Source organism: Desulfopila sp. IMCC35008, assembly GCF_010646885.2.
Classification (GTDB): domain Bacteria; phylum Desulfobacterota; class Desulfobulbia; order Desulfobulbales; family Desulfocapsaceae; genus Desulfopila.
In genome coordinates this window covers 3,276,127-3,300,245 of the sequence record NZ_CP050700.1, presented here as the reverse complement: position 1 = coordinate 3,300,245, position 24,119 = coordinate 3,276,127, and the positions used below count along the sequence as shown (strand labels likewise).

20 protein-coding genes are annotated in these 24,119 nt (G+C 48.3%); 15 read left to right on the top strand and 5 right to left on the bottom strand.

The annotated features are described in order from the left end of the window. Positions 1-93 precede the first annotated feature (93 nt). Positions 94-231: a hypothetical protein gene (locus GA520_RS14385; RefSeq protein WP_163338224.1), complete on the top strand. Its 138-nt coding sequence runs from the start codon at positions 94-96 to the stop codon at positions 229-231. Between the two features lie 194 nt (positions 232-425). On the opposite strand, the gene GA520_RS14380 is transcribed toward GA520_RS14385, so the two are convergent. Both GA520_RS14380 and GA520_RS14375 read right to left on the bottom strand, forming a co-directional pair. Continuing rightward, on the bottom strand, positions 426-1,109 hold the full coding sequence (locus GA520_RS14380) for a general secretion pathway protein GspB (protein WP_163338225.1): 684 nt from the start codon (positions 1,107-1,109) through the stop codon (positions 426-428). Between the two features lie 5 nt (positions 1,110-1,114). Then, positions 1,115-2,158: an ExeA family protein gene (locus tag GA520_RS14375; RefSeq protein WP_205749273.1), complete on the bottom strand. Its 1,044-nt coding sequence runs from the start codon at positions 2,156-2,158 to the stop codon at positions 1,115-1,117. A gap of 562 nt (positions 2,159-2,720) precedes the next feature. Between GA520_RS14375 and gspF the strand changes: the two genes are divergently transcribed. From gspF to gspE, 13 genes are all read left to right on the top strand, one after another. Further along, the gene (gene gspF, locus GA520_RS14370; RefSeq protein ID WP_163338227.1) at positions 2,721-3,944 is read left to right on the top strand and encodes a type II secretion system inner membrane protein GspF; all 1,224 of its coding nucleotides are present in this window, start codon (positions 2,721-2,723) and stop codon (positions 3,942-3,944) included. 161 nt (positions 3,945-4,105) lie between these two features. Then, positions 4,106-6,337: a delta-60 repeat domain-containing protein gene (locus GA520_RS14365; RefSeq protein ID WP_163338228.1), complete on the top strand. Its 2,232-nt coding sequence runs from the start codon at positions 4,106-4,108 to the stop codon at positions 6,335-6,337. Next, entirely contained in the window at positions 6,334-6,798 is a 465-nt protein-coding gene (gene gspG, locus GA520_RS14360; protein ID WP_163338229.1) for a type II secretion system major pseudopilin GspG, read from the top strand. The genes GA520_RS14365 and gspG overlap by 4 nt, the downstream gene beginning before the upstream one ends. A 13-nt stretch (positions 6,799-6,811) precedes the next feature. Further along, positions 6,812-7,363: a Tfp pilus assembly protein FimT/FimU gene (locus tag GA520_RS14355; protein WP_163338230.1), complete on the top strand. Its 552-nt coding sequence runs from the start codon at positions 6,812-6,814 to the stop codon at positions 7,361-7,363. Further along, on the top strand, positions 7,347-7,823 hold the full coding sequence (locus GA520_RS14350; RefSeq protein ID WP_163338231.1) for a prepilin-type N-terminal cleavage/methylation domain-containing protein: 477 nt from the start codon (positions 7,347-7,349) through the stop codon (positions 7,821-7,823). The genes GA520_RS14355 and GA520_RS14350 overlap by 17 nt, the downstream gene beginning before the upstream one ends. Then, entirely contained in the window at positions 7,816-8,532 is a 717-nt protein-coding gene (locus GA520_RS14345) for a type II secretion system protein J (protein WP_163338232.1), read from the top strand. Before GA520_RS14350 ends, GA520_RS14345 begins: the two co-directional genes overlap by 8 nt. Continuing rightward, on the top strand, positions 8,519-9,532 hold the full coding sequence (gspK, locus tag GA520_RS14340) for a type II secretion system minor pseudopilin GspK (protein ID WP_163338233.1): 1,014 nt from the start codon (positions 8,519-8,521) through the stop codon (positions 9,530-9,532). The genes GA520_RS14345 and gspK overlap by 14 nt, the downstream gene beginning before the upstream one ends. A 3-nt stretch (positions 9,533-9,535) precedes the next feature. After that, positions 9,536-11,002 carry a type II secretion system protein GspL gene (gspL, locus tag GA520_RS14335; protein ID WP_163338234.1) on the top strand — a complete coding sequence of 489 codons (1,467 nt, stop codon included), beginning with the start codon at positions 9,536-9,538 and terminating at the stop codon, positions 11,000-11,002. Beyond that, positions 10,999-11,583 carry a type II secretion system protein GspM gene (gspM, locus tag GA520_RS14330; RefSeq protein ID WP_163338235.1) on the top strand — a complete coding sequence of 195 codons (585 nt, stop codon included), beginning with the start codon at positions 10,999-11,001 and terminating at the stop codon, positions 11,581-11,583. The genes gspL and gspM overlap by 4 nt, the downstream gene beginning before the upstream one ends. Positions 11,584-11,585: 2 nt before the next feature. Further along, positions 11,586-12,470: a type II secretion system protein GspN gene (gspN, locus tag GA520_RS14325; RefSeq protein WP_163338236.1), complete on the top strand. Its 885-nt coding sequence runs from the start codon at positions 11,586-11,588 to the stop codon at positions 12,468-12,470. A gap of 4 nt (positions 12,471-12,474) precedes the next feature. Next, on the top strand, positions 12,475-13,263 hold the full coding sequence (locus GA520_RS14320) for a type II secretion system protein N (protein WP_163338237.1): 789 nt from the start codon (positions 12,475-12,477) through the stop codon (positions 13,261-13,263). Between the two features lie 12 nt (positions 13,264-13,275). Further along, positions 13,276-15,567 (top strand): type II secretion system secretin GspD, encoded by a 2,292-nt coding sequence (gspD, locus tag GA520_RS14315; RefSeq protein WP_163338238.1) that lies wholly within the window; start codon positions 13,276-13,278, stop codon positions 15,565-15,567. A 42-nt stretch (positions 15,568-15,609) separates the two neighbouring features. Continuing rightward, positions 15,610-17,298 carry a type II secretion system ATPase GspE gene (gene gspE, locus GA520_RS14310; protein ID WP_163338239.1) on the top strand — a complete coding sequence of 563 codons (1,689 nt, stop codon included), beginning with the start codon at positions 15,610-15,612 and terminating at the stop codon, positions 17,296-17,298. Positions 17,299-17,414: 116 nt separating this feature from the next. On the opposite strand, the gene GA520_RS14305 is transcribed toward gspE, so the two are convergent. Both GA520_RS14305 and GA520_RS14300 read right to left on the bottom strand, forming a co-directional pair. After that, positions 17,415-17,819 carry a hypothetical protein gene (locus GA520_RS14305; protein ID WP_163338240.1) on the bottom strand — a complete coding sequence of 135 codons (405 nt, stop codon included), beginning with the start codon at positions 17,817-17,819 and terminating at the stop codon, positions 17,415-17,417. Positions 17,820-17,821: 2 nt separating this feature from the next. Next, positions 17,822-18,862, bottom strand: coding sequence for an HD domain-containing phosphohydrolase (locus tag GA520_RS14300; RefSeq protein ID WP_163338241.1), 1,041 nt, complete (start codon positions 18,860-18,862; stop codon positions 17,822-17,824). Positions 18,863-19,129: 267 nt separating this feature from the next. Here GA520_RS14300 and GA520_RS14295 point away from each other — a divergent pair, with 267 nt between their 5' ends. Beyond that, entirely contained in the window at positions 19,130-21,514 is a 2,385-nt protein-coding gene (locus tag GA520_RS14295) for a sucrose synthase (protein ID WP_163338242.1), read from the top strand. A gap of 314 nt (positions 21,515-21,828) precedes the next feature. Here the strand turns inward: GA520_RS14295 and GA520_RS14290 are convergent, their stop codons facing one another. Then, the gene (locus tag GA520_RS14290; RefSeq protein WP_163338243.1) at positions 21,829-24,012 is read right to left on the bottom strand and encodes an HAD-IIB family hydrolase; all 2,184 of its coding nucleotides are present in this window, start codon (positions 24,010-24,012) and stop codon (positions 21,829-21,831) included. Positions 24,013-24,119: the final 107 nt, after the last annotated feature.

Sequence of the window (24,119 nt, the reverse complement as noted above, 5' to 3'; positions counted from 1 at the left end):
GTAAAGTCTCTGATTTCAAGGGACTCTGACTGGAATTTCTAATTTCTTCGTTAATTCAATACGAAACTGTATGAAAAAACTGTTAACGAGATTATGAATTTTGGTGAGGTGATGATCGAGACTTTCAAGACCTATAAGGAAGAGGTCTTAAGCGGTGTTTTCCTTGGAGAGAAGCACAGTTACAAGATGTCCGAAGAGGTACTGGAGGCTATCGTAAAAGAATTCGGTTAAAATCTGGGGATATCTTGGACTGATTGAGATAAAAGTATCCGCAAGCAGAAAAAAGCAGGGTTGTCTTCTCCGCCAGAGGGATGATCCTGCTTTTTTTGATTACTGCTGCCATCCAGGCTGCAGTAATTCGTGAAACGAGTAACCCGTTACCCAATTGAAGAAGAGGTTTGGTTATAGGGGGAATAAGGTTCGTGTTATTGAGTAGCATCCATAGTGAAACGGGTTCCCTTAAAACTCAGGATAAGACCGTCCCAGGTGATTTCTTCAAGTCGTAAGCCGTTGCCCAGTCCTTGTCCTTCTCTTACAATCCTGTTGTTGATGATAATCATCCGTTGTCCCGGATCATCTGAATAGGTATGTCCTGCCAGCGACAGCCTGGGGAGATGATCACTTATGGTTGTGGCCAGATCGTCGTAGCTAGGAAGTTGAAGTTCCTGTTGCCTGCTGAATGGGGGGGGAGGGGTCACGACAGTTTTTTCTTCAATGATAATGGGCCGTGGTTCAACGATCACCTTTTGCGGCTTGACCTGGACCTGTCGTACATGTTGTTGAGGTTGGCTTTCAATTTGCGGTACAGGTATCTCTTGCGGTGTTTCCTGTTGAATCTGTTGCCGTGATTCCGGTCTGTTTTCCTGAGTCATAACCCCAGGCAAAGTAGTCTTCTGCTCAAGTATCGGCTCCCGTCTCATGTACATGAGAAACGAAGCGGCAATCAGGAACAATATCAGTGTGCCAATCAGGAGTGTTACAGGTTTTTGCGGGTAGGAATACTTGCGGCCCGGTGCAGGATAAGGGGTGTGATGTGCCTGAAGATCGGGCACACTGTCCTTGCGTCGTTCCCGTTCGGCTTTTTTGAGTGCTTCGAGAATATAAGACATGGATACTATTCCGCTGCCTGTGGTTCTTCTTCATTAAAGATAAACTCTGACAAAGCCGGGAGCCTGACAGGGGGGGTGATGTTTATCCTGCTTGGGCGTGATTCCCCTGCCTCTTCTTTCCCGGGTGTTGCTGCCTGGACAGTTTGTTCCTGATGGGTGGTCTGGTTGACGAGAGGGGTGGCACCACGTTTACCGGTGTTGAACGGAATACCTATATAATAGACAAATGCCACAAAACAGAGGGCGATCGGTAATAGTAAGGAAAGCCTGAAAAAACTGTTTTTGAAAAATGCCGGTCGAGGAGGTGGTTCGGTAAATATTTCTTCACCTGCACGTTTTATGATCCTGATATCTACATGGTCGCTGTTTTCTGCATATGCCCCAAGTAATGCCCTGTCGCAAAGAAGGTTAATAAGCCGTGGGATGCCGTTTGTGTATTTGACAATATAGCCAATAGCTTTTGCGGAGAACAGTCTGCCGGTTTCATTGCCGGCAACAGAGAGTCGGTGGTGAATATAATTGTTGATATCATCAGGTTGCAGTGCCGTAATATGATAACGGCTTGTTATTCGCTGGTTGACCTGAGAGAGTTTCTCATGTTCGAGAATATCGCGTAACTCCGGTTGGCCGATGAGGATGATACGCAGTAATTTATGGGTATTGGTCTCAAGATTGGTAAGCAATCGAAGTTGTTCCAGCACTTCCGGTTCAAGATTCTGGGCTTCGTCGATGATGAGGGCGGTAGTCCGTCCTTTGGAGTGGGCATCAAGCAGGTGCCGGTTGAGCCGGTCAATATAATCCTTGTTGCTCGGATTTTCTAACTCCGGCAGTATCATCAACTCTTCACAGATGGCCCGGACCAGTTCTTCAGCACTCAATTTTGGGTTGAAAACGAGGGCGACATCTGTTGTTTTGGGAAGTTGTTCGAGGAGGCAGCGGCAGATTGTAGTTTTGCCGATCCCCACGTCACCCGTGAGCAGGACCAGGCAACCATCACTGTTGATACCGTAAAGCAGATGTGCCAGGGCCTCACGGTGGGATTCACTCATGTAAAGATATCGAGGATCCGGTGAGATGGCAAAAGGCTTTTCTGTGAGGCCGAAGTATCGGGTATACATAAACAACTTATAAAAAAATGGAGTGACCGGATGGTTTTTCTTGAACCGGTTCACAATTTTAAAATACAGTTAATAGTAGATCCTTAAATATAGGGCAATTAATCTACTTTTACAATATCCGGTATTGAAGTGTGGAAAGGCACAGGTGACGGGGGTGTTTGACCCGGTGTGTCGACTTCAGGGGAGATAGATATCCTGCCAGTATGGAAGTTGTTTGAATTTTTAATTAATTCTGTTAAAAATGCAACTGCTTTGTCCACGTGATACCATTGAAAAAAATGGCTGTCTCGCCCAGGGGCAAGGCATGCGAGAGAACGTACCGCAGGCATGTTGGATACTTCTTTTGAGCATCATGCTAAGATGAGGATTAAGGGCATTTCCGGACAGCCTCCTGGCGCGAATTTCTCATCACTTCAGCTAGGCGTCCTATACAGTGTTTTCTTTAAAACAAGATAAACTTCTTACCTGAACTTAACCTGGAAGAGCATTCAGCATGCCTCTGTACGAATATAACGCGCTGGACAGCAACGGCAAAAAACTTAAAGGTGTGGTGGATGCCGATAACGAGACCCATGCCCGTTCGAAGTTACGCTCAGACGGGAAATATCCCGTATCCATAAAGGAGGGAGCCGGTAAACTTCGAAATCCAGCTCGATCAAAGACCCGGATTTCTTTTTTTGAGCGAATAAAACAGGACGATATACATGTGATGACCCGCCAATTAGCGACTTTGCTCGGTGCGGCCATCCCACTTGTCCAGGCACTCTCTTCCCTGGTCGACCAGACCGACAATCCGGCGTTAAAACGAGTGATCGCCCGTATTCGGGAATCGGTAAACGAGGGGTCGACGCTAACCAGTGCCCTTGGAGAGCATCCCAAATTATTCTCTGCCATTTACGTTAATATGATTCGGGCCGGGGAAGCATCCGGTTCCCTTGATGTGGTTTTGGAAAGACTGGCCGATTTTGGAGAGAATCAGCAGGCCTTGCGCGGTAAACTTAAAGCGGCGCTCGTGTACCCTATTATCATGATGGTTATCGGCTCTGCTGTGTTGTTTATCCTGGTCACCTATGTTGTGCCCAATATTACCCAGGTGTTTGACGATATGGGGCGGGTGCTGCCTGCACCAACGCGTTTTCTGCTCGCCGCAAGCGATATTTTACAGAACTACTGGTGGTTGCTGCTCTTGTTGGCAGTTGGGGGCATTATGGTTTTCAAATTCATAATCAGTCGACCGGCCGGTCGGGCTGTCTGGGATTTATGGAAGCTGAAGATGTTTATATTCGGTCCGGTGCTCCGTAAAATCCTGCTTGCCCGCTTTGCTTCCACACTTGCCAGCTTGCTTGAAAGTGGCGTGGGCCTGATTGTGTCCATGCAGATTGTGAAAACACTTATCGACAATGTCCGGATAGCAGATGTTCTCGACGAAGCGATGGCAGATATCGAGAAAGGAAAAACGATGGCCCACGCCCTCTCACAGTCGCCCTGGTTTCCGCCGATGTTTGTACAGATGATTTCCATCGGTGAACAGAGCGGAAGTCTTGAGCCGATGCTCGAAAAGATCTCTTCGGCCTATGAGAGGGAGGTGGAAAACGCGATTATGGGAATGACATCGCTCATAGAACCGTTGATGATCGTAATGATGGGTGGAATTGTCATGTTTATCGTTCTCTCAATTCTTCTGCCGATATTTGAAATGAATCAGCTTGTAGGGTAAACTTTTGATAAGGGAGTAGCCGTTGACAGCTTGATGAAGCTGCCGGATTTGTCGATTCAGTTTGAATATTTATCGCTGTTTGGTGTATACAGAGAGAGTACCGGTTGTTCTATTATCAGTACTTACTGTCTCAATATCGAATAACGATTGGGGGTGTTGTTGTGTCCAGATCGAACATTTTGCTGTTTCAATGTGTCGTATGCTTCCTGATATCAATCTGTTATCCAAACTTTGGCTACACTGCTTTGTTGGATGCTGATTTTGGGAGTCAGGGCGTTGCAGTGACCGATTTCGGTACCGGTGACGACCAGGCGGCAGACCTCGTGGTGCAGCCGGATGGTAAAACAGTTGTGGTGGGGTATAATTTCAACGGAGCGGTCAGGAATCTGGCTGTAGCCCGTTACCTTCCGGACGGCACTCTTGATCTAGACTTCAATGGGCAGGGATTTGCCACCTTCAGCCTTGGGACTGGAGATACTGTGGCCTCTGCGGTTACCCTGCAGCCGGATGGTAAAATCCTCCTCGTCGGGTCAACCAATAACGGTGATGCGGATATGATCGTTGTTCGCCTGCTTGAAGACGGCACCCTCGATAAGCCTTTCGGGAACGGTGGACAGCTGGTCATTACCCGTTCGGGCAGTGAAGAGACTGCTTCAGGGGTGGCTCTTGCTGCAGACGGGACTCTCTATATAGCTGGTACCTCTCAAGTGGATGAGCAGAATAGGGCGGCAGTCGGAGTCAGGATTGATTCTGCCGGAGTCGTTGATGAAAACTTCGGTGAAGACGGTTTTGCGACTGTAAACGGATCCGGTGATCTCACGGTGAATGATGTTGTTCTGCTTTCAGACGACAGGATGCTGCTGGCCGGGGGGCTTGTTCAGGAAGAGTCGGTGGATATAGCCCTCATCCGGATTGGTGGGGATGGGGGAGTTGATACGGCCTATGGTAACCAGGGTTTGGTAACCCTTGACCTTGAAGGAAAAGATTCTGAACTTCATGATCTGCAGCTCCTCCCGGCAGGTGGCCTGGTCGCGGTTGGTTTCGGAGATAATGGTGTGTATCGTGACCCAATCGTCTTGGTTTTGACACAAGACGGTGAGTCCGGCGATGATGTAACCGGGGATAACGTGGCCAGAATTGATCTCGGCTATGATGGTGTTGCTTATGGTGTCGGCGTTCAGGCGGACGGGGTTATGGCTCTGGCCGGTGTCGGGCAGACCGATTCTGGAAAAGATATTCTCTACATGCAGATGGATCCGCTGAAGCTTCCGGGAGTGGGCACCCAGGTAGAGGCAGAAACAGACTCAGGGGGCGCAGATGAAACCGAGTCCGATGCTTCAGGGCAGGCTATTGTCTATGATGTAAATGACCTGATTGAAGTATTGGTTACTGATATTGGAGCAAATGAAGATGAAAGCCGGGCGATTGCCGTCCATCCTGCCGGAGGTGTTGTTGTAGCTGGTTTCACAAGTGATGGAGCGGACAGCGATTTCGCCGTTTTGCGTTATAGTAGTGAAGATGGAGGTGGGACCAGCCGGAGCGCTGCCATTCCTGGTGTTGCTACCGGTGCGTACTTTCTCCAGACCTTACCGATCTCAAATGTGAGCAGAAACAGTGCGGTAACTGGTGGTAATCTCACTGAACGTGTGACGACCGGTGCCTGTGAGGATTATTGTGAGTACAAGTGCGAGGATGGCGATACTGACTGCTACGATCTCTGTTTTGAAGAGTGTCTGCCGGGTGAGGTAAGCCAGCGTGGGGTTGTCTATTCTATTATTCCCCATCCTGTTTACAGGGAGTCAACAGACGATGCTGATGAGTCTGAATCATCAGGTACCACAGCAACCGACGAAAGTGGCGGGATTTTTCCTGATAGCGGGAAGAGCTACAATTATGATGTGGTTCGAAACGGGCAGACTTCCGATGGCAGCGGGATCGGTATCTATGGGAGTGATATTTACGATATCACTCCCGGCCAGAGGTATTATGTGAGGGCTTACGCAGTTCTAGCCGATACTACCGTTGTTTACGGCAACGAATTGAGCTTTATAACGGACGACGCCTGTTTTATTGCCACGGCGGCGTACGGTTCTTTTCTCGATAAACATGTCTCTGTTCTTCGCCAGTTCCGTGATCGTTACTTGAAAACATCGAGATTTGGGAGACATTTTATTTCCTTTTATTATCGGAACTCGCCACCTGTGGCTGATCTTATCCGGCAGAGTGATGCTGCCCGTGCGGTAACCCGTATCGCCTTGCTGCCGGTGGTTGGTTTCTGTAGTCTGAGTCTCGCCGGATCGTTAACCTTGGCCGTCGGGACAGTTTTTTGTGTACTGTTGTTAACAGCGTCAACCGCTGTATTCCTCAAAAGAAAAAAAGCTGGGTTATTATGAAAGTATGCAGTTGCAGGAAGTGTGTTACGAAGATCGCTGACCAAAAGGGTTTTACCCTTATTGAGATATTGGTTGTTCTTGTCATTATCGGGATTCTGGCCGGCTATATAGGCCCGAAACTTATGAGCCATCCAGGAAAGGCGAAACGCACAAAGGCGTCTGTCCAGATAGAGGGTATAGAGACGGCGCTCAAGATGTATAAGCTTGATAACGGTATGTACCCCTCAACGGATCAGGGGCTCCAGGCACTGGTGGAAGCACCGACAACGGGTAAACTGCCACCTAAATGGAAAGAGGGCTACCTCGAGAAGAAAAAGGTGCCTTTGGATCCTTGGGGAAATGAGTATATATATCTTAGTCCTGGTACCCAGGGCGATTACGATTTGAGTTCCTATGGTGCTGATGGTGAAGCGGGCGGAGAGGGCGAGGCTGCTGATATAAATAGTTGGGAACTGGAGTAACAGTCAGATCCCGATGTCACCAGTTCAGGTCGCTGAAAAGGGAACGCAGCCCACAAAACAGGCTGCCGGTTTTAGCCTGTTGGAGCTGATTGTCGTCTGCGCGTTGATGGGTCTGTTGCTCATGACCGGTGTACCCGCTTTTCGGCAGGCCCTACTTGACGATTCTCTCAGGAGTGATTCCCGGAAACTGATTGGCTATATCAAGACAGTGCGGGAAAAAGGGTTGCGTGAACAACGGGCCTACCTGCTCTTTCTGGATCTGGCCGAAAACCGGGTATATCACCGGCTGGATAATCCTGAAAAGCCGGAGAATGACAAGGAACCGGAGCTGGAGGAAAAATCAATCCTGCACCTTGCTGATGAGGTAACAATCCGCGACTTTTGGAATCAATCCGGTGGTATTGTTGACACTGGTCTTGTAGAAATATGGATCAGCAGGCAGGGGTATCTGGACCGGAGTATCATTCATCTTGAAAACAAGGATGGTGATGGCGTCAGCCTGCTTTTATCCCCGTTTGTGCCGGACATTGAAGTCAGGGATGGCTATTATGAGCCGGAAAAATAGTTTACACAATCCTATTGTCTCCAAGCATGGCGGGCAATCACCAGGCCTCACTTCCTTGTTTCATTGTATACGGAACACCTGTGGCTTTACTCTTCTTGAAGTCCTCATTGCCATATCTATTATTGCTATAGCCCTGACCAGCCTTTTTAGTTCCCAGTCATCAAGTCTTTCACTTGCCATCGATGCTAAGTTTAATACCACTGCGGCCTTGCTTGCCAGGGAGATAGTCGCTGAATATGAATCGGGTATCAGGTCGTATATGGCGGACGAAGGTGATTTTGGTGAAGAGTTTGCCGGGTACAGCTGGAAAACTGAAGTTGAGGAAGCAAGTTTTGAGCAGCTTGAGCTGGACGGAGGAGAGCACCCCTTATACAAGGTTGATCTGACTGTTTCATGGAATGAGAGCAGTCAAAGTTCAACTTTTACCTGGTTCGGCCGGGAGCTCAGGAAGGATGGCTGATACACATGATAGCAACAAGGTGAGAGTGATGTCATCAGCCGGATTTACCCTGTTGGAGCTTTTGCTTGCCATATTCGTTTTTTCCGTCGTTATTACAACAGTGTTTGGGGCCTACAGGACTACTTTCCATAATGTCCAGAAATCTGAGTTCCAGGCTAAAATGGAGGGGCAGGCCCGTATAATACTCGAACGGATAGAAGCGGATCTTGAATCGACCTTCGCAGGTGATGGGGGGATAATGGACGGTGAGCAGGAAGATGTGGATGGGAAGAGGGGAGACCGTCTCTCTTTTACTTCTACTGCGCATCTGCGCTTTAACCGGAATGATCAGTATGCCGGGGTAACAGTCATTACCTATTCAACTGTAGAAAATGAGGAATCCGGCCTGTTGTCGCTTTACAGACTCGATAATCCACTAACACCGGTCGAGGAGGAGCAGGCTGACGAGGAGGAACAAGGGGAGCTGCTCGGGGAAAACCTGAAAGAGTTCAAGCTGACCTACCTCAACTCCGAAGGCGACGAACAGGATAACTGGCAAGGGAATGACAATGAAGCTTCGGATAACCAGGAAGAAAAGCAACTACAGTTGCCGGTAGTAATAAAGGTTGAACTGCGTTTCGGAAATCCCATGGATGAAGAAGAAAGCCGATTGTTTCGTACAGCTGTTGCCATCCTGCCGGGGAGGTTGTCTGGCAATGATAAAAAATAGAACAATCCTTGGCAATAATGAGGGTATGGCCCTGCTTATCACCATTATGGTAATAAGTCTTCTTGTGGCGGTAACAATCCAGTTCAGCAGGGGGATGAGACAAAACTACCTGACAGCGGCAACCTCCATGGATGGATGGCAACAGCACCTGATTGCAAATTCTGCTCTTAATATCGGTAGCCTGCTGCTTGAGAATGACGGTGAAGAAAACGATTTCGATAGCTTACAGGATGTGTGGGGAACACTGGAAGCTGAGGTATTTCAAGGTTTATTTGCAAGAGGAGAGCTGGAACTCCAGGTGCAGGACCTGTCCGGTCTGCTCCAGATCAATAGCCTGGTGGAGCATGGTAAAGAGGGTGAAAACAACAATAATGCAAATGAAAACAGAGAAATATTGAAGCAATTGCTTCTTTCCGGTACTTTTGAACTGGAAGGAGAAGAAATGGCCAGGGATATTGTCGATGCCCTGGTGGATTGGCTTGATGAAGATGACAGAGAGTCTGATTTTGGGGCCGAGTCAGGGTATTACCGCTCGCTCAATGAACCGTACTCATGCAGGAACGGTGCGGTTGCTACTATCGAGGAGCTGCTGCTGGTAAAAGGCATAACCCCTGAACTCCTTATGGGTGAAGGAGACAACAAAGGGCTTGCTGATTTTGTTACGGTGTTCGGCAATGATGGAACCATCAATATAAACACTGCTCCCGGAGAGCTTATTCGGGCCATGGCACCGCAGCTCTCTATGGATATGATCGATACACTCACTGAATACCGAAAGGAAGAGGGTAATCGGGAGAACCTGAAAGAGAAAAACTGGTATAACTCTGTTTCCGGCTGGCCGGGTGATATTATACTGCCGGAAAAGGTCATTACCACCAAGAGTACCTATTTCAGGTTGGTGGCGGCCGGTTCGTTCCATGACCTGCGACGTGAGATTATCGCAGTGATGGAGCGAGATAAGGATAATCACGTTGGGATGCTATACAAGAAGGTGGAGTAACGAGTGGAAACACTGCTTGCCATACATATCGGGCAGAATGAGATAAGCGGCCTGATACTCGAAAGCGGACAAAAGGCTTCCCAGGTCCGGGACTATGGGGTGGTGCCACTAGATGATGTCGACATTGCGGGGTCGTTAAGGGAGCTTGTTGAACTGTTAGGCGTAACCGGTGGAGGTTGCCGGGTTTCTCTCTGTGCCGAAAGGTTCCTGTTCAGGAACCTCAAACTTCCCTTTAAGGACAGACAGAAGATAGAAAAAATACTGCCACTGGAAATTGAGGAGCTGACCACCTGCAGGAGCAGTGATATCCATTTCGATTTTCTGGTCTATCCTGACAATTCGGACGAAGGGGCAATTATAACGGCAATGCTGGGCCGAGAGCAATTGATGGAGCTGTTGGCCGGTTTGGAGGGGCTGGGCCTGGACCCGGAAATCATAACTGTGGCAGGACTGCCGGAGTGCATCGACCTTATCCAACAGTATGGGGAGCACAGCTCGTTTTTGCTTCTTGATATGGGATTGAAACAGACAACTCTTATCGTTGTTGAACTCGGTCGTCTGATGCTGATTCGCCCGCTGAATATTTCGGCCGAAGAGGTTATAGCGGAAAGTGATGGTGGCAGCAGGCTTGACAGCTATCTGGTTGAATTGTTTGGCACTATCCGCCAAACAATGCTCAGTACCCGAAAGACCGTTTTCCTGAGCGAGGAAATTCCCTGTTTTGTTACCGGTACAGTTGGTGGTGCACCCGCAATATTGGCGCGATTACAGGAGGAGCTGGTTCAACCTGTAAAACTGTATAGTGCGGGGCAGCGACCTTTACTGAAAATTGTCCCGCCGGGAGAGGTTGAATGGGATGAGCATGACCTGAATGGAACTCTCTCACTTGCTTTGTGTGACAAGAAGGATAAAAACCTTGTTAACCTGAGAAGTGGGCAGTTCCGGAAACGTCAGTCAATCAAGAATCTTCGCAGGATGGGTGTAAAGGCGCTGATTCCCGTGGCGGCACTATGCGCCGGTCTGATCTTTTTTTGTCTGATGGATATTCGCAACCTCAATGCTGAACGTGACAGGCTGCAGGCAGAGATAATTGCCGTATTTAAACAGACCCTGCCGGAAGTAACAAAAATACAGGATGCCCGAAAACAGATGGAGGTAAAGGTTCGGGAAACCCGGGAACTTTATAGCGGAGTGGGCAACGGGACTGCGAAATTTCACAAACTGGACCTGCTCGCCGAATTGTCCTCCCGGATACCGGCCAGTCTTCCTCTTACGTTGACCCGTTTTGTGGCCGATGGTGATGATCTGCGCCTGAGAGGTGAGACAAAGGATTTCAATATAGTAGACAGTGTACAGAAAGAACTGGAAAAATCTGATTACTTCAGCACCGTCGAGATTGCCTCCGCCAACCTTGCCCCGAAAGGGGAAGGCGTTCGTTTTGAGCTGAAACTGGAGTTTACCCAAGAATGAAACGGCTGCGCATACCAGAGAAAACGCTGGCGGGGATAAGGGCCAGATCAGGAATCGACCAGCTCGGCCAGAGGGAGAAGGTGACCCTGGCAGTGGGTGTGTTTTTTGTTATAGGTGTGCTGATCTTTCATTTTATGATTTCGCCTTATTTCGAGAACAGGGAACGTTTGCAGAAATCCATTGAAAGAAAGCAGAAAGACTTGCTGGAAATGCGATTGCTGCAACAGGAATATGGCGAGCTGCGCAAGCAGGAAGGCGGCATTAAGACAAATCTGGCCAGACGGCAAAAGGGATTCACCCTGTTCACGTTTCTCGATCAGCAGGCGGCAGCGGCTGATGTCAAACAGCAGATAAAATATATGAAACCGTCTGTGGTGGAGGGGGACGACGAATTTTCAGAGTCCCTGGTTGAGATGAAGCTGCAGGAAGTGGATCTGCCCCATCTGGTCAGGTTTTTACGAGGAATTGAATCCGATGTCAATGTGGTTTCCGTCCGCAGGATCTCTATTCAGGCCAGTTCGAAGGAACAAGGAATGCTCGATGTGATACTTCAGGTCGTAACGTTTACGGAGGCTGGCTAGCAATGGCGATGATGGTACCTGTTCGCAGGTTATTTATCTATTTCATGTATGGGCTATTGTTGACTGGTGTCCTGCTTTATGTACGATTCCCAAAAGAAGAAGCTGGGGATTTCCTGGCTCGAAAACTTGAGGCGGCATTCCCGGCAATTGAATGCTCATTTGGTCCTGCCGGATATGTGGCTCCTTACAGTGTTTTGTTCAAGCATCTGCTGGTCTCCCGTAGAATTGACGGCAACCCCTTAATAATGTTTAAGGATGTGCAGGTTACACCGACTTTAGAAGGGTTGGGACGTGCTTACACGGTTACGGCGACCCTACATGGTGGTACGGTGAGGACAGAGGTGATGATTTATCCTTTCAGGAAGGACTTTGAATTCTCCGGCGTAGAGGTTGCCGGTGTTCGCTTTGAAGAGCTTGAATCGCTTACAAGCGGGGTAAAAAGGGAACTGTTTGGTACATTCGGGGTTACCGGTCAATATTCCGGATCATGGCAGGAAGGGGCCAAGGGAAAGGGGAGTGGGCAGTATGTACTTGTGGAAGGTAAAACTGTTCTGAGGCAGCCTATTCTTACCCTGAGGGAATTGGAGATCAAGCAGGTTACTGGCGATTTTCAGTATACTGACAAGAATATAACCCTGACGAACGGGGTAATGAAAACAGACGGTTTTACGGCCGATTATGGTGGTAATGTTCAGGTGATCGGCAGATTCTCCGGCTGGCGCTTAGGGTTGAACGGGAACCTGGAAATTGAAAAGGAATTCCTGAAAAAGAAACCCAGAATTTTACGGGTAGTGAAACGGCTGCAGAAACAGTACCAGAAAAATCAGATCCCTTTCTATATGAAAGGGACGACCGGGAATCCCCGGTTCGCCTTCGGTAGCGGGTGATTCAATGGACTCGAGAATTTCCCGGATACTCCCGTTCCTGTTCATAACAGTCGGCTGTGTTGTAAGCGTTGAACTTTTTTATTTTACAGTGGAAAAATTTGTCTTTAGTGAAAAGATGAGTCCCCAGGTCGCTCAGGAACAGACCATCGTACAGCCGAAAGATAAACCGGCCAAGCGACAGACACCTGTGGATTATTCAATAATCACGAAACGCAATCTTTTCGGACAACCACCGGAGAAAAAGCTTGCAGCCAAGCAGACGAATACCAAGGCTGAGGAATTGGAGCCCACTTCCCTGGAGCTCGTTCTTATGGGTACTATTTTTGGGAAAAATGATGAAGACCGGGCGATTATCCTGACTAAAAAAGACAGGAAACAGGATATCTACCGGGTGGGTGACCAGATACAGGGGGCGCTGATCAAGGAAATTCGCCGGGGAAGTATCGTCTTAAATGTAGATGCCCAGGACGAGATCCTGGACATGAGCGAGGCGGGCAAATATGCACCCAAGGCTCCTCCCGGTCCTGTGGCGGCTAATCTGCCGCGCAGAAGAGCTGCAGTGATGCCGGGTATACAATCCGATACTGAACCTGCAACAACGACAAACAGGCTCAGACCACGGGTGGTTCGTCCGACGCGGAAGATAATCAGTTCAAGAAGACAACCTGCAGAGGACGCCCCTCTATCTGATTCCGATTCAATGGAGGCGGAGGAAGAAATAAATGTTTCCCCATCTGATTCCGATTCAATGGAGCCGGAGGCGGAAACCAATGTGCAGGACATAACAGAGTAGCAGGGAGAAAGTGTGGCAACGAACAATTGTTGTGAAGTGAATAAAGCGGGGAGAATTATGGGCCGTTTGTGGAAATACATTGTCCTGTTTGGTGCATTCCTGATGCTGAGTGGTCTGGCTTCGAATCCAGGATATTGTCAGCAACAGACAGTTATTGGTGATAAACCGGCGGTCAGCGGTAAAAAGTTTGTGACGCTTGATCTCAACAATGTCGATATTCGCCTGTTCATTCAATATATCAGTGAGTTGAGTGGCAAAAATTTTGTGATCGATAAGGCGGTGCAGGGCAATGTGACGATCCTGTCTCCGACCAAAATATCGGAAGATGAAGCATACCGAGTCTTCGAATCTGTTCTTGAAGTGCATGGTTTTACTACTGTTCCTTCCGGGTCTGTTATAAAGATTATCCCATCCGCTGCTGCCCGGTCAAAAAGTATCGAGACCATTAGTTCCGGGATGACTGTCCATCCGGAAGATAAGGTCGTTACTCAGCTTGTTCCACTCAAACATTCCTCCCCGGATGCCATGAAAAAGGTGCTGACACCACTTGTCTCAAAGACCTCGGTGGTGATTGCCCACTCCCAGTCCGGTATGTTGGTCTTGACCGAGACGTTGTCAAACATCCAGCGCCTGCTCAAAATAATCGAGACCCTCGATGTGGAATTTACTGAGGAGGAAGTGGCGGTGATCCAGCTTGAAAACGCTGCCGCTGACTCTATTGCCAAGATTCTCAACACCATTTACCAACGTACTGGGGCCGTTAAGAAAGGAGCTGCCCAGAAGACATCAGTTAGGGTGGTTCCCTATGAGCGGGTAAATTCCGTTGTGGTGCTGGCAAGTTCAGAAGAGGTTGCCCGTGTTCGTTCACTGGTTGCCAGACTCGATACCCCCGTTCAGCGGAACGAGGGGAATATTCATGTCTATTATTTGCAGAATGCCAATGCAACGGAACTGGCCAAGGTTCTTAACGCCCTGCCGGAAAGCAAAACAGGTACTACGGAAAAAGGTAAGGCTCCACCCATTTCAACAAACGTCAAGGTCATGCCCGATGAGGAGACCAACTCTCTGATTATCACTGCCAGCCGTGAGGAATATGCCGTCCTGGAAGGGGTTATAAAGAAGCTTGATATCCCGAGGCAGATGGTCTATCTGGAGGCATTGATACTTGAAGTCGATACCACCAAGGATTTTGATGTTGGTGTTGAGTGGGCGGCAGCAGGTATGTTCGCCGACGATACAGGCCAGTTGGCAACTGGTTTCACCAGTAACTCAGAGAGCCCTTTTGACAGTATTGGCGGCATAAGCGGGGAGAACCCAACCTTACCTTCCGGCTTTTCTCTTGGTGTCCTCAAACAGGGTATTGAGATTGGTGGGGTCACCTTCCCCAATATAGCAGCTATACTGCGTGCCTATAAGAGTGATACGGACATCAATATCATTTCGACTCCCCAGATCCTGACAACAGATAATAAAAAGGCAGAGATCAGTGTGGGTGAGAATGTGCCCTATATCACAAGTCAGAATACCACGGACAGCTCTCAGGATTACACCCAATATGAATATCGTGATGTGGCGACAACCTTGAGGATTACGCCGCAAATCAATCAGGCGGACACGATGAGGTTGGAAATTGAAACCGAGATAACACGGCTTGCAGCCAATTCACTTGAGTTGAGGCCGACGACCTTTAAGAGAACGACCTCAACGACGGTCATCGTGAACGACAGCGATACCATCGTAATAGGCGGAATTATTGGTGAGGATGCCACCTTGAGTGAGAACAAGGTTCCGCTATTGGGTGATATTCCTTTTCTCGGCTGGTTGTTTAAAAGCAGGTCGACAACAACCGTCAAGACCAATATGTTTATATTTATCACGCCAAGAATAGTACGAAATCCTGCAGATATTGCCGGGGTAACCCTGGAAAAAGAAGACAGTATCGGCACCGTGCTTCCGGGTGTGAGGGAGACTCTCACCAAAGTCGCGAATCCCAGGCATGCGGTGACCCTTGCGGAAAGAGGGTATGAGATGCTGATGGCCGGAAAAATCAAGGAAGCCGGAACATATTTTCAGGAAGCGCTTGCTATTGACTCAAAGAACCCATTTGCCTTGCTCAATATGGGAGTGGTGGCTGAGCATAATAAAGAATATGGAAAGGCCCTGGATTATTATCAGGATGTCATCATGTTAGATACCAAGGCCGTGGCCTTTGAAACCAGCGATCCTGAAAAAGAGGGGCTTTCGCTAACCCAAATTGCCAGGGAGAACTATGAACGGCTGAAAAAACAAATGGAAAAAAAGTGATATGGCATACATGGTCGGTAGTGGCAGGATGAGACTCTCGAAATGAAACGACTCGGTGAAATATTAGGTGATATCTCAGGTGTTGAGCCTGAGGTCGTGAATGAGGCCATCAAGGCCGGTCTTGAAAGGGGTGATCGAGTGGGTGAGGCACTCATGCGATCCCGCGAGATTGATGAATTTGACATTTTGAAAGCACTGGGCATCCAGTTCGGCATGGAGGTTGTCTACGCCCTGCCGCCTGAGATTAATACCGATTTCACTTCCCGGTTGCCGATCAGTTTCCTGAAAAAAAACAAGATGGTGCCGATCACCACCCCGGAAGGGAGTTTTCTGGCCATTAACGATCCCACTCTTTTTCAGTCGGTCGATGAGGTGAGGAGAGTACTTGGGGTGGAGGAGCTGAAGTCTGTACTCTGCCCGCATCAGGCGATAATAAAGGCCATAAACTATTCTTATGACATGACGCTTGATACTGCCGAAGAGGTGATGCAGGATATCGACGAGGAGGATCCTGAGAGATTGTTTTCGGAAATAGAGGAGGTGGGTGACCTGCTGGATGATACCAGCGCCTCACCTGTTATCCGCCTTGTTAACCTCATGTTTTCCCAGGCCGTCCGCGACGGGGCGTCTGATATTCATATTGAGCCCTACCAGAACAGTATGAAAATTCGCCAACGTCTGGACGGTATCCTCTATGATATGTTCAGCCCTCCCAAACATGTGCAGTCAAGCCTGATCTCGAGGGTAAAGATCATGGCGAAACTCGATATCGCAGAAAAGAGATTACCCCAGGATGGTCGTATCGAGTTAAAAGTTGGTAATAAAGAAATAGATGTCCGGGTATCCACGCTCCCCACTTCCTTTGGTGAACGGGTGGTGTTGCGTCTGCTCGATAAATCGTCTGTGTTGATTTCCCTCATCGATCTTGGCATGCCGGCGGATAGGCTGGAAAAATTCTCCAAACAAATTAAATCTCCGAACGGTATTATTCTGGTAACCGGGCCCACCGGTTCGGGTAAGACCACGACCCTTTATGCGGCACTGACATCAATTAACAATACCGATATAAACATCATCACGGTAGAGGACCCGGTGGAATACAGGATCTCGGGGATCGGCCAGGTACAGGTGAATCCGAAGATTGATCTGACCTTCGCCTCGGGGCTTCGCTCCATTGTCCGTCAGGATCCTGATGTTATCCTGGTTGGTGAGATCCGCGATACGGAGACGGCTGAAATCGCCATCCAGTCAGCACTGACGGGCCATCTTGTTTTCTCAACCCTGCATACCAATGATGCTGCCAGTGCCATTACCCGTTTGCGCGACATGGGCATAGAACCTTTTCTTATTGCCTCTTCCATAAACGCTATTCTCGCCCAGCGACTTATACGAATACTCTGTGAGAACTGCAAGGAAGCCTATCTTCCCGATAAAGCCGAGCTCAGGAAAATTGGCTTGAATCCGGAGAAGATGGAAGGGAAAAAACTTTTCAGGGAAGTGGGTTGCTCTAAATGTCATCATACAGGGTATCGCGGCAGATATGGTATCTTTGAATTGCTGCTGATGACTAAAGAGTTAAAAACCCTTGTTATGCAGACGTCTGATGCCAATGCGATCAAGCAATTCGCGGTGGCCAAGAATGGCATGATTACCCTTAACAGGGATGGGGCAATGAAAGTTTTACAGGGACAGACAACTATCGAAGAAGTCTATCGGGTCTGTCAGGCTTAGACCATATTTCTCATGACCATTGTGCAAATTACCTGAATAAAATGAAGGTTGTAAGCGATGACCAATAGATGATTTATGAAAATCGGACAATGGTCATGATGAAATCGGGATGGGAGTCAGCCTTTATCACCCATTTTTTTTTTCAATTTCTGTTCAATTGACTCGAACATGGCTTGTTTTTTCCTGTCCAGCTCCGCCTGAATTGTTTCTATCTTTTTCTCATCCTTCTTCTTTTTGGCCATAAACTGTTCAAGCTCCAGTGACAGGCCTGTCTCTTCACTGGTTTCACGGGGCAGGTTTTCAATGCCGATGTGATCTTTAATCGCAAAACGGACCGAAAACGGATCTGTCATTTTTTCCACGATTCCTTTATCAGCCAATTTACGACCGGTTGCCAGTCCCTGTTCGATTGATATATCCAGCATGGTGCAGATCTCATCGATTGATGGCTGGGTGCCGGATGTATGCTGGAGCAGCCGCATGGCGGCAACAAAGAGGTGTGCTTCGGTGTACGCGTCCATAATTATAAGTAAGTAGATGATCTTTTATCTTTTATCGATTCATGAACCTGGAGAAACTTATCCCGGTTTCGTTCATAACACTCGACGATCATTGGGTCGAAGTGCTTGCCTTTTTCTTCCTTCAGGTACGATTCTGTATGGGCGATGGACATCGGGTCTTTGTAAGGCCTTTTGGAGAGCAGTGCATCAAATACATCGGCAAAACACATAATTCGTGCAGACAGTGGGATTCCATCGCCTTGTAACCCCACTGGGTATCCATTGCCGTCCCAGCGCTCGTGATGAAACATCGCTACTTCATGGCCGAGCAATAAAAATGATGAACCGGTCTTACGGTACAACTTCATGAGCAGTTCGCCGCCTATTGTAGTGTGGTCCTTAATAATTTCAAATTCTTTTGGGGTGTATCGCCCTCTTTTATTCAAAAGTCCGTCCGGGATACCCTGTTTGCCGATATCGTGCAATACACTTATGTTTGCGATATCTTCAGCGACCTGTTCGGTTATGACATGGGTTTTATTATGTTTAAGGAGATCTGTTGCAATAATCCTGCAGTACTCTTTTGTGCGTCGGAGGTGCACACCACTTTCTCCACTTCGTTCGGAGGCTAATTCTGCCAGTGCAGAAACCAGGTCGTGATGATCCTGAAGACGTAACGTCTGTCTTGCGCCGTTAAGGCGCAAGGCCAGTTCCTCTTGTATGATTGGTTTGGTTACATAATCGTCTGCACCGTTTTCAAGGGCCCTGATGACGGAGTCCTTATCCTCACGAACTGTGAGAACCATAATGTACGTATAGTAGCGTTCCTGGGCTCTGATGGTCTTGATGACCTCAAACCCGTCAACTAAAGGCATGTTGATATCGGTGATAACGATACGGATCTGATCAATATGGTCGGCCCAGAGCTCTAATCCATCCTGACCGTTTTTCCCTGCAAGAACATTAAACCCGAGCTTTTCAAGTTTTGACAGCAGCATAAGAAGTTGGGTTTCCTCATCCTCTACAATGAGTGCGGTGGGTTTAAATGAGAGGGAGTCGAACATAGTTGCTCCATGTCAGAAGTAGGTGATGGGGCTATATTTTCACATTTTCCTTATTGAATCATAATCGTTCGTTTATTGACAAGTTAGAAATCAGAAAATAGTACAGACCGTGGTTGAGAAAGGGTATATCCAACAGGTTTACTAAAAGAACTTGTATGATTGAGTCACTATCTGCTACCATCGGGTAATGGCTCACATATTTTATCTTTTTCTGGCCATGAAGCTTTGAAACTCTCTTCTTGCTCCATCTTCCACCATAGGTCCGATATGTTTGATAAGCTGATCGATTTTGTTACCATCAACAGTGATATCGTCGAGAAGTTTTTTCGGCGTCTGCAATTGCTTGACAAGAAATTGATGCTCGGCAGTGAACTGTGGGATGAGTTTGTTCTCTACTGTGACGACAACCCCGGTCTAGGCCTGAAGACATCCCCACTGGCAGGTGGAGTCTCCAAGGCGCAGGAGGCGGCGATGGATAAGGAGTGGCTGTATCTCTCCATTCGACCCAAGGTGGCCCGGTGGCACTATTTGAAATACAATTTTTCCACCCGCCTGCTGAGGGAGACGACCTGCAACGATTTCCTTGTTTTTAAAGAACGAATGGTCTTGGGAGAGGAGCAGCAACAGCAGGTTCTTGAGATCGACCTGCAGCCGTTTGAAAGGGATTTCCCGAAGATGACCCAGATCCGCTCAATTGGTCACGGTGTTCAATTCCTGAATCGTGTTTTCTCATCAAAACTATCTCATAAACTGACCGGGGGAGATGAACTGATTCTCTCTTTTCTGAGGGTGCATGGTTACGGCGATCAGCCGTTTATGATTAATAGTGGGATTGATTCCGTGGATCAGCTTCGCTCTGCGCTAAGCGACGGGCTCGATTACCTGAAAACCAAAGCCGAAGACACCCTCTGGCAGGACATGGCAAAGGATTTGGGACAGCTCGGGTTTGAACCTGGCTGGGGTCGACGGGCGGAACAGGTGCGTGATAGTTTGAGCAGACTGGCTGATTTACTGGAAGCACCTGATCACTCGAACCTGGAACGGTTTATTACCGGTGTGCCGATGATCTTCAATGTGGTGGTTCTCTCCCCCCATGGTTATTTCGGTCAGGAAAATGTTCTCGGTTTACCGGATACCGGAGGGCAGATCGTATATATTCTCGATCAGGTGCGCTCCCTGGAAAAGGAGATGCAAAAACGTATTTATGACCATGGTCTGGATATACAGCCGCAGATCCTGATTGTAACCCGCCTCATACCGGAGGCTGGTGATACTACTTGTAACCTGGCAGAAGAACACGTCTGCGACACTGATAACGTCCATATCGTCAGAATACCATTCCGACGTGAAGACGGCTCGATTCTACCAAACTGGATCTCGCGTTTTGAAGTGTGGCCGTACCTGGAACGATTTGCTGATGAGGCGAAAAAGAGTATCGTGAGCCGGTTGGGGCGTCGGCCTGACTTGATTATTGGTAACTATTCGGATGGTAATATGGTGTCCTACATCATGTCCCGTGAACTTGGTGTGACCAATTGCACTATCGCCCATGCTCTTGAGAAGACCAAATATCTCTATTCCGCTTTATATTGGAAGCAGATGGAGGAGCAGTATCATTTTTCCTGCCAGTTTACAGCAGATATGATCGCCATGAATTCGGCGGATTTTATCATTACCTCAACGTATCAGGAAATTGCAGGATCAGAAGATGTAGTCGGCCAGTATGAGAGTTATTCCTCGTTTACCATGCCGGGGCTGCAGCGTGTGGTGCAGGGGATAAACCCTTTTGACCCCAAGTTCAATATCGTCTCGCCTGGCGCCGATGAGGATGTATATTTTTCTTTCTCTTCGGAACAACGATTTCACGAATTTCATGATGATATCGAAGAACTCCTCTTTGGCGGACCGCATCCAGAAGGCAGAGGTGTTCTTGAAAACAGGGAGAAACCAATTCTCTTTTCCATGGCACGTTTGGACAGAATCAAGAATCTTACCGGCTTGGTCAGGTGGTTTGCCGAGAGTGAAGAGTTGCGAGAAAAGACAAACCTGGTCATCATTGGGGGAACGGTTCATCCGGACCGATCGGGCGACGAGGAGGAGCGTGCCCAGATCCGGATAATGCACGAACTGTTCAATAACTGCGGCCTGGATGGGCAGGTCCGCTGGCTCGGAGTACGGCTGGATAAGCGTTTATCGGGCGAATTGTACCGTTGTATTGCCGATCGTAAGGGGGGGTTTGTGCAGCCTGCATTTTTTGAGGCGTTCGGTCTGACAGTTATCGAGGCGATGGCTTCCGGATTGCCTACCTTTGCCACTCGGTATGGAGGTCCTTTGGAGATCATTGTCGATGGTGTTTCCGGCTTTCATATTGATCCAAACTATGGTGAAACATCAGCCAGGATCCTGAACGATTTTTTTGCGAAATGTGATATGGAACCGGACTATTGGCAAAGGATATCGAGTGGTGGTGAGGAACGGGTCAAAAACAACTACACCTGGAGTCTCTATTCCCGGCGATTATTGTCACTCACCTGTATCTACGGCTTCTGGAAATACGTCACCAACCTGGAACGCCAGGGAGCCAACCGGTATCTGGAGATGCTTTATCACCTGCAGTACAGACGGCTGGCTGCCGAGATGGAGAGTGGTTGAAGGGATATGTCTCCATCCGTGTCCTTAGGCGGAGAGCGGGCAAGATTTAGCCCGGATTTTTCATCAGTGCAGGCGGCGTCAGGTTCGAAGTTTTTTTAACAGTGGATTAAAGTTGGTTCCCATCCTAACACTGCCCTTTTGGTCAATATCTTCGTTATGCTCAAAATCTTATCCTCCGGTAAGTGAGGAACGAGACTCCGAGATATTAAGTATATGCCTGTGGTATAATTTTTCACATGATGAGAAAATCTGGCTAGTTGGCTCTGTTCATTGCTCAAATCCTGAATGGATACAATGCTCATGAGAAATACAGGTCAGATGATGGAATAGTGATGCAGCCCTTCAATAATTCCGGCAGCATATTTTCCGTTGGCAAAATAAATTCTGGGGGAGCTCCTGAGGGGTTCCAGTTCCTCACTGTGGTTACCTACAACCAATCCTCTCGTCTTGGCTTGCAGCATGTCCGCATCATTACCTGAGTCTCCAGCAACCATGATGTGCCGGGGTAAAAATTCATACTTATATTGCAGGTAGTTGACGGCCTTGCCTTTGGAGGCACGAAAGGGCAGTATATCAAGAAACTGGCCATGGGAATATATTACCTGGCAGCGCAGTTTGTTCTCTTTGAGGGCGTCATTAATCTTTTCCAGGCGGTTGTCCTTGTTTTCGAGATAGTAACTTATCTTGTGGCTTCTTTGGCCTTCAGCTTCCTGGAATGAGAGAAAATCGAAATCCTGAAGAACATCTTTTATGGCTTCGGGTTTCCAGGCATTCGAGATGTGACGTTGCCACCCCTTATCCATGTGCATATTGGGACCGTAATACATTTCTGTCCCGACAGAACAGATCAGGATGTCCGGAATGGGAATGTTGTATTCGGTCATGGCCTCAAGTGTCAGTTCAAGGCTGCGACCGGTGGCCACACCCCAGGCGAGATTTTTACGATGTTGTTCGAGGAGGTCGAGCAACATGTAGAGACTCTTGTTGTCGCCTATCAGGGTGTTGTCGATATCGGTGATCATCAGTTTATTGAGACCGGTCAACCTTTTTCCAAATGACGGTCGTTGCATATGCCGCACTCCTTTTCTACGGTCTTCAGATTTCTTCTTGCAATCCGGGAGCAGGTTGCAATATTCAGTGACGGCATTTGCACAGTGATTACTCCAGGAATAATGTTGTCGAACCCCGTTAATACCGTTATTGGAGAATCGGTTCCATAACTTGGGGTCGACCAGGATTTGTTTTAAGGCTGAACCAATCTCATCAGTATTGCCAACATCAACCAGCAGACCGCTGTCGCAGTTTTTGATGATATCGACAGGACCACCGTCGTTGGTTGCCACTATGGGCAGACCGCAGGCTGAGGCCTCGATCAAGGTTATACCGAATGGTTCGACAAGGGCTGGGTTGATGAAAACGCCCCCTTTTTCAGCACACATACGATACAGGCTGGGCACCTCAGTATTGAAGTCATGCTTTTTGGGGATGGCAAGTTTTCCATAGAGATCAAAGCGGTCCATCTGCAGGAGCATGTCGGTCAGCACTGCTTTTTCGTTCTCGCCCATTTCGTTTATATCCTGACGGATGCCTGCAAAAATAGCCAGGTTGGCCAGTGCCTGTAATTCGTTATCCCTGCCATACGCCTCGATGAGTCCGGCTATGTTTTTTCTCTGGTCGGGTCTGCAGAGGGCCAGGATAAATGGTTTGTCAGGTTTGGCCCAGAAGCGGTGAAGTTCATCCTGCAGGGTGACGAGAACCTGTTTGTCTTCTTCGGATACCAGATCGCCGTCAAGCTGTACATCATAATAGGGGTAAAAAGGCTTAACATCGATACCTGGAGGGATGACGCAGCAGGGTGCATCTTCACCGTTTTCATAGAGCCCATACTGTTTCTCGATCTCCTGGTGGGTGGAGGTAATGATCATATCCGCTTCGGAGATGATCTGTTCCTCGTGATCAATACGGGTCGACAACTTGTATCGACGCTGGATCTCGGATTCCTTTATGCCTTCTCCAAGCAGCTTGGCGAGTTTGTTACGCCCCATCGAGTGACCGGTGAAAATAAATGGGGTGTCGAAGGCATCGGCGAGTTGCAGGGCGACATATCCGGAATCGGCATAATGACCATGGAAAATGTCCGGATGCCGGCCTTGGGAGGTTATGAACTTGATGGTTTTGTCGACAAATTCTTCAAGATGAGGCCAGAGTAATTCTTTTCGTATGTATTTCCTTCCGCCGCATTGAATCCTGATAATCCGCGCTTTGTCTGATATCTGTTCGATTGGTTGTGCGTAATCGTCAGATACCCTGTTATCATTGATAAGCCGCGTGACAAGGTCGACCCGGGCAACATTCTCATGGGCGGCCAGATGTTTTGCCAGTTCGACCACATATTTTGTCTGACCGCCGGTGTCGGCATCCCGGCCAAGTTCCAGAGAGTGTCCGCGGATAAGACCGTGAATACTATGCAGCTGAATATAGAGTCCCTTCGTAATCATAAAAAGGAAATTTAGTAAAAGTGGAATTCACGGGGGAGATCAAGCTACAGGCCCGTGAAGGGAATAGTTTGTAACATATCGGGACATATGAGAAAGTGTAATCCCGT

Bases quoted from the DNA above. Each gene is read 5' to 3' on its own strand.
- GA520_RS14385 (WP_163338224.1), top strand. From the start codon at position 94: ATGAATTTTGGTGAGGTGATGATCGAGACTTTCAAGACCTATAAGGAA.
- GA520_RS14380 (WP_163338225.1), bottom strand. From the start codon at position 1,109: ATGTCTTATATTCTCGAAGCACTCAAAAAAGCCGAACGGGAACGACGC.
- GA520_RS14375 (WP_205749273.1), bottom strand. From the start codon at position 2,158: ATGAGTGAATCCCACCGTGAGGCCCTGGCACATCTGCTTTACGGTATC.
- gspF (WP_163338227.1), top strand. From the start codon at position 2,721: ATGCCTCTGTACGAATATAACGCGCTGGACAGCAACGGCAAAAAACTT.
- gspG (WP_163338229.1), top strand. From the start codon at position 6,334: ATGAAAGTATGCAGTTGCAGGAAGTGTGTTACGAAGATCGCTGACCAA.
- GA520_RS14355 (WP_163338230.1), top strand. From the start codon at position 6,812: ATGTCACCAGTTCAGGTCGCTGAAAAGGGAACGCAGCCCACAAAACAG.
- GA520_RS14350 (WP_163338231.1), top strand. From the start codon at position 7,347: ATGAGCCGGAAAAATAGTTTACACAATCCTATTGTCTCCAAGCATGGC.
- GA520_RS14345 (WP_163338232.1), top strand. From the start codon at position 7,816: ATGGCTGATACACATGATAGCAACAAGGTGAGAGTGATGTCATCAGCC.
- gspK (WP_163338233.1), top strand. From the start codon at position 8,519: ATGATAAAAAATAGAACAATCCTTGGCAATAATGAGGGTATGGCCCTG.
- gspM (WP_163338235.1), top strand. From the start codon at position 10,999: ATGAAACGGCTGCGCATACCAGAGAAAACGCTGGCGGGGATAAGGGCC.
- gspN (WP_163338236.1), top strand. From the start codon at position 11,586: ATGGCGATGATGGTACCTGTTCGCAGGTTATTTATCTATTTCATGTAT.
- GA520_RS14320 (WP_163338237.1), top strand. From the start codon at position 12,475: ATGGACTCGAGAATTTCCCGGATACTCCCGTTCCTGTTCATAACAGTC.
- gspE (WP_163338239.1), top strand. From the start codon at position 15,610: ATGAAACGACTCGGTGAAATATTAGGTGATATCTCAGGTGTTGAGCCT.
- GA520_RS14305 (WP_163338240.1), bottom strand. From the start codon at position 17,819: ATGGACGCGTACACCGAAGCACACCTCTTTGTTGCCGCCATGCGGCTG.
- GA520_RS14300 (WP_163338241.1), bottom strand. From the start codon at position 18,862: ATGTTCGACTCCCTCTCATTTAAACCCACCGCACTCATTGTAGAGGAT.
- GA520_RS14295 (WP_163338242.1), top strand. From the start codon at position 19,130: ATGTTTGATAAGCTGATCGATTTTGTTACCATCAACAGTGATATCGTC.
- GA520_RS14290 (WP_163338243.1), bottom strand. From the start codon at position 24,012: ATGATTACGAAGGGACTCTATATTCAGCTGCATAGTATTCACGGTCTT.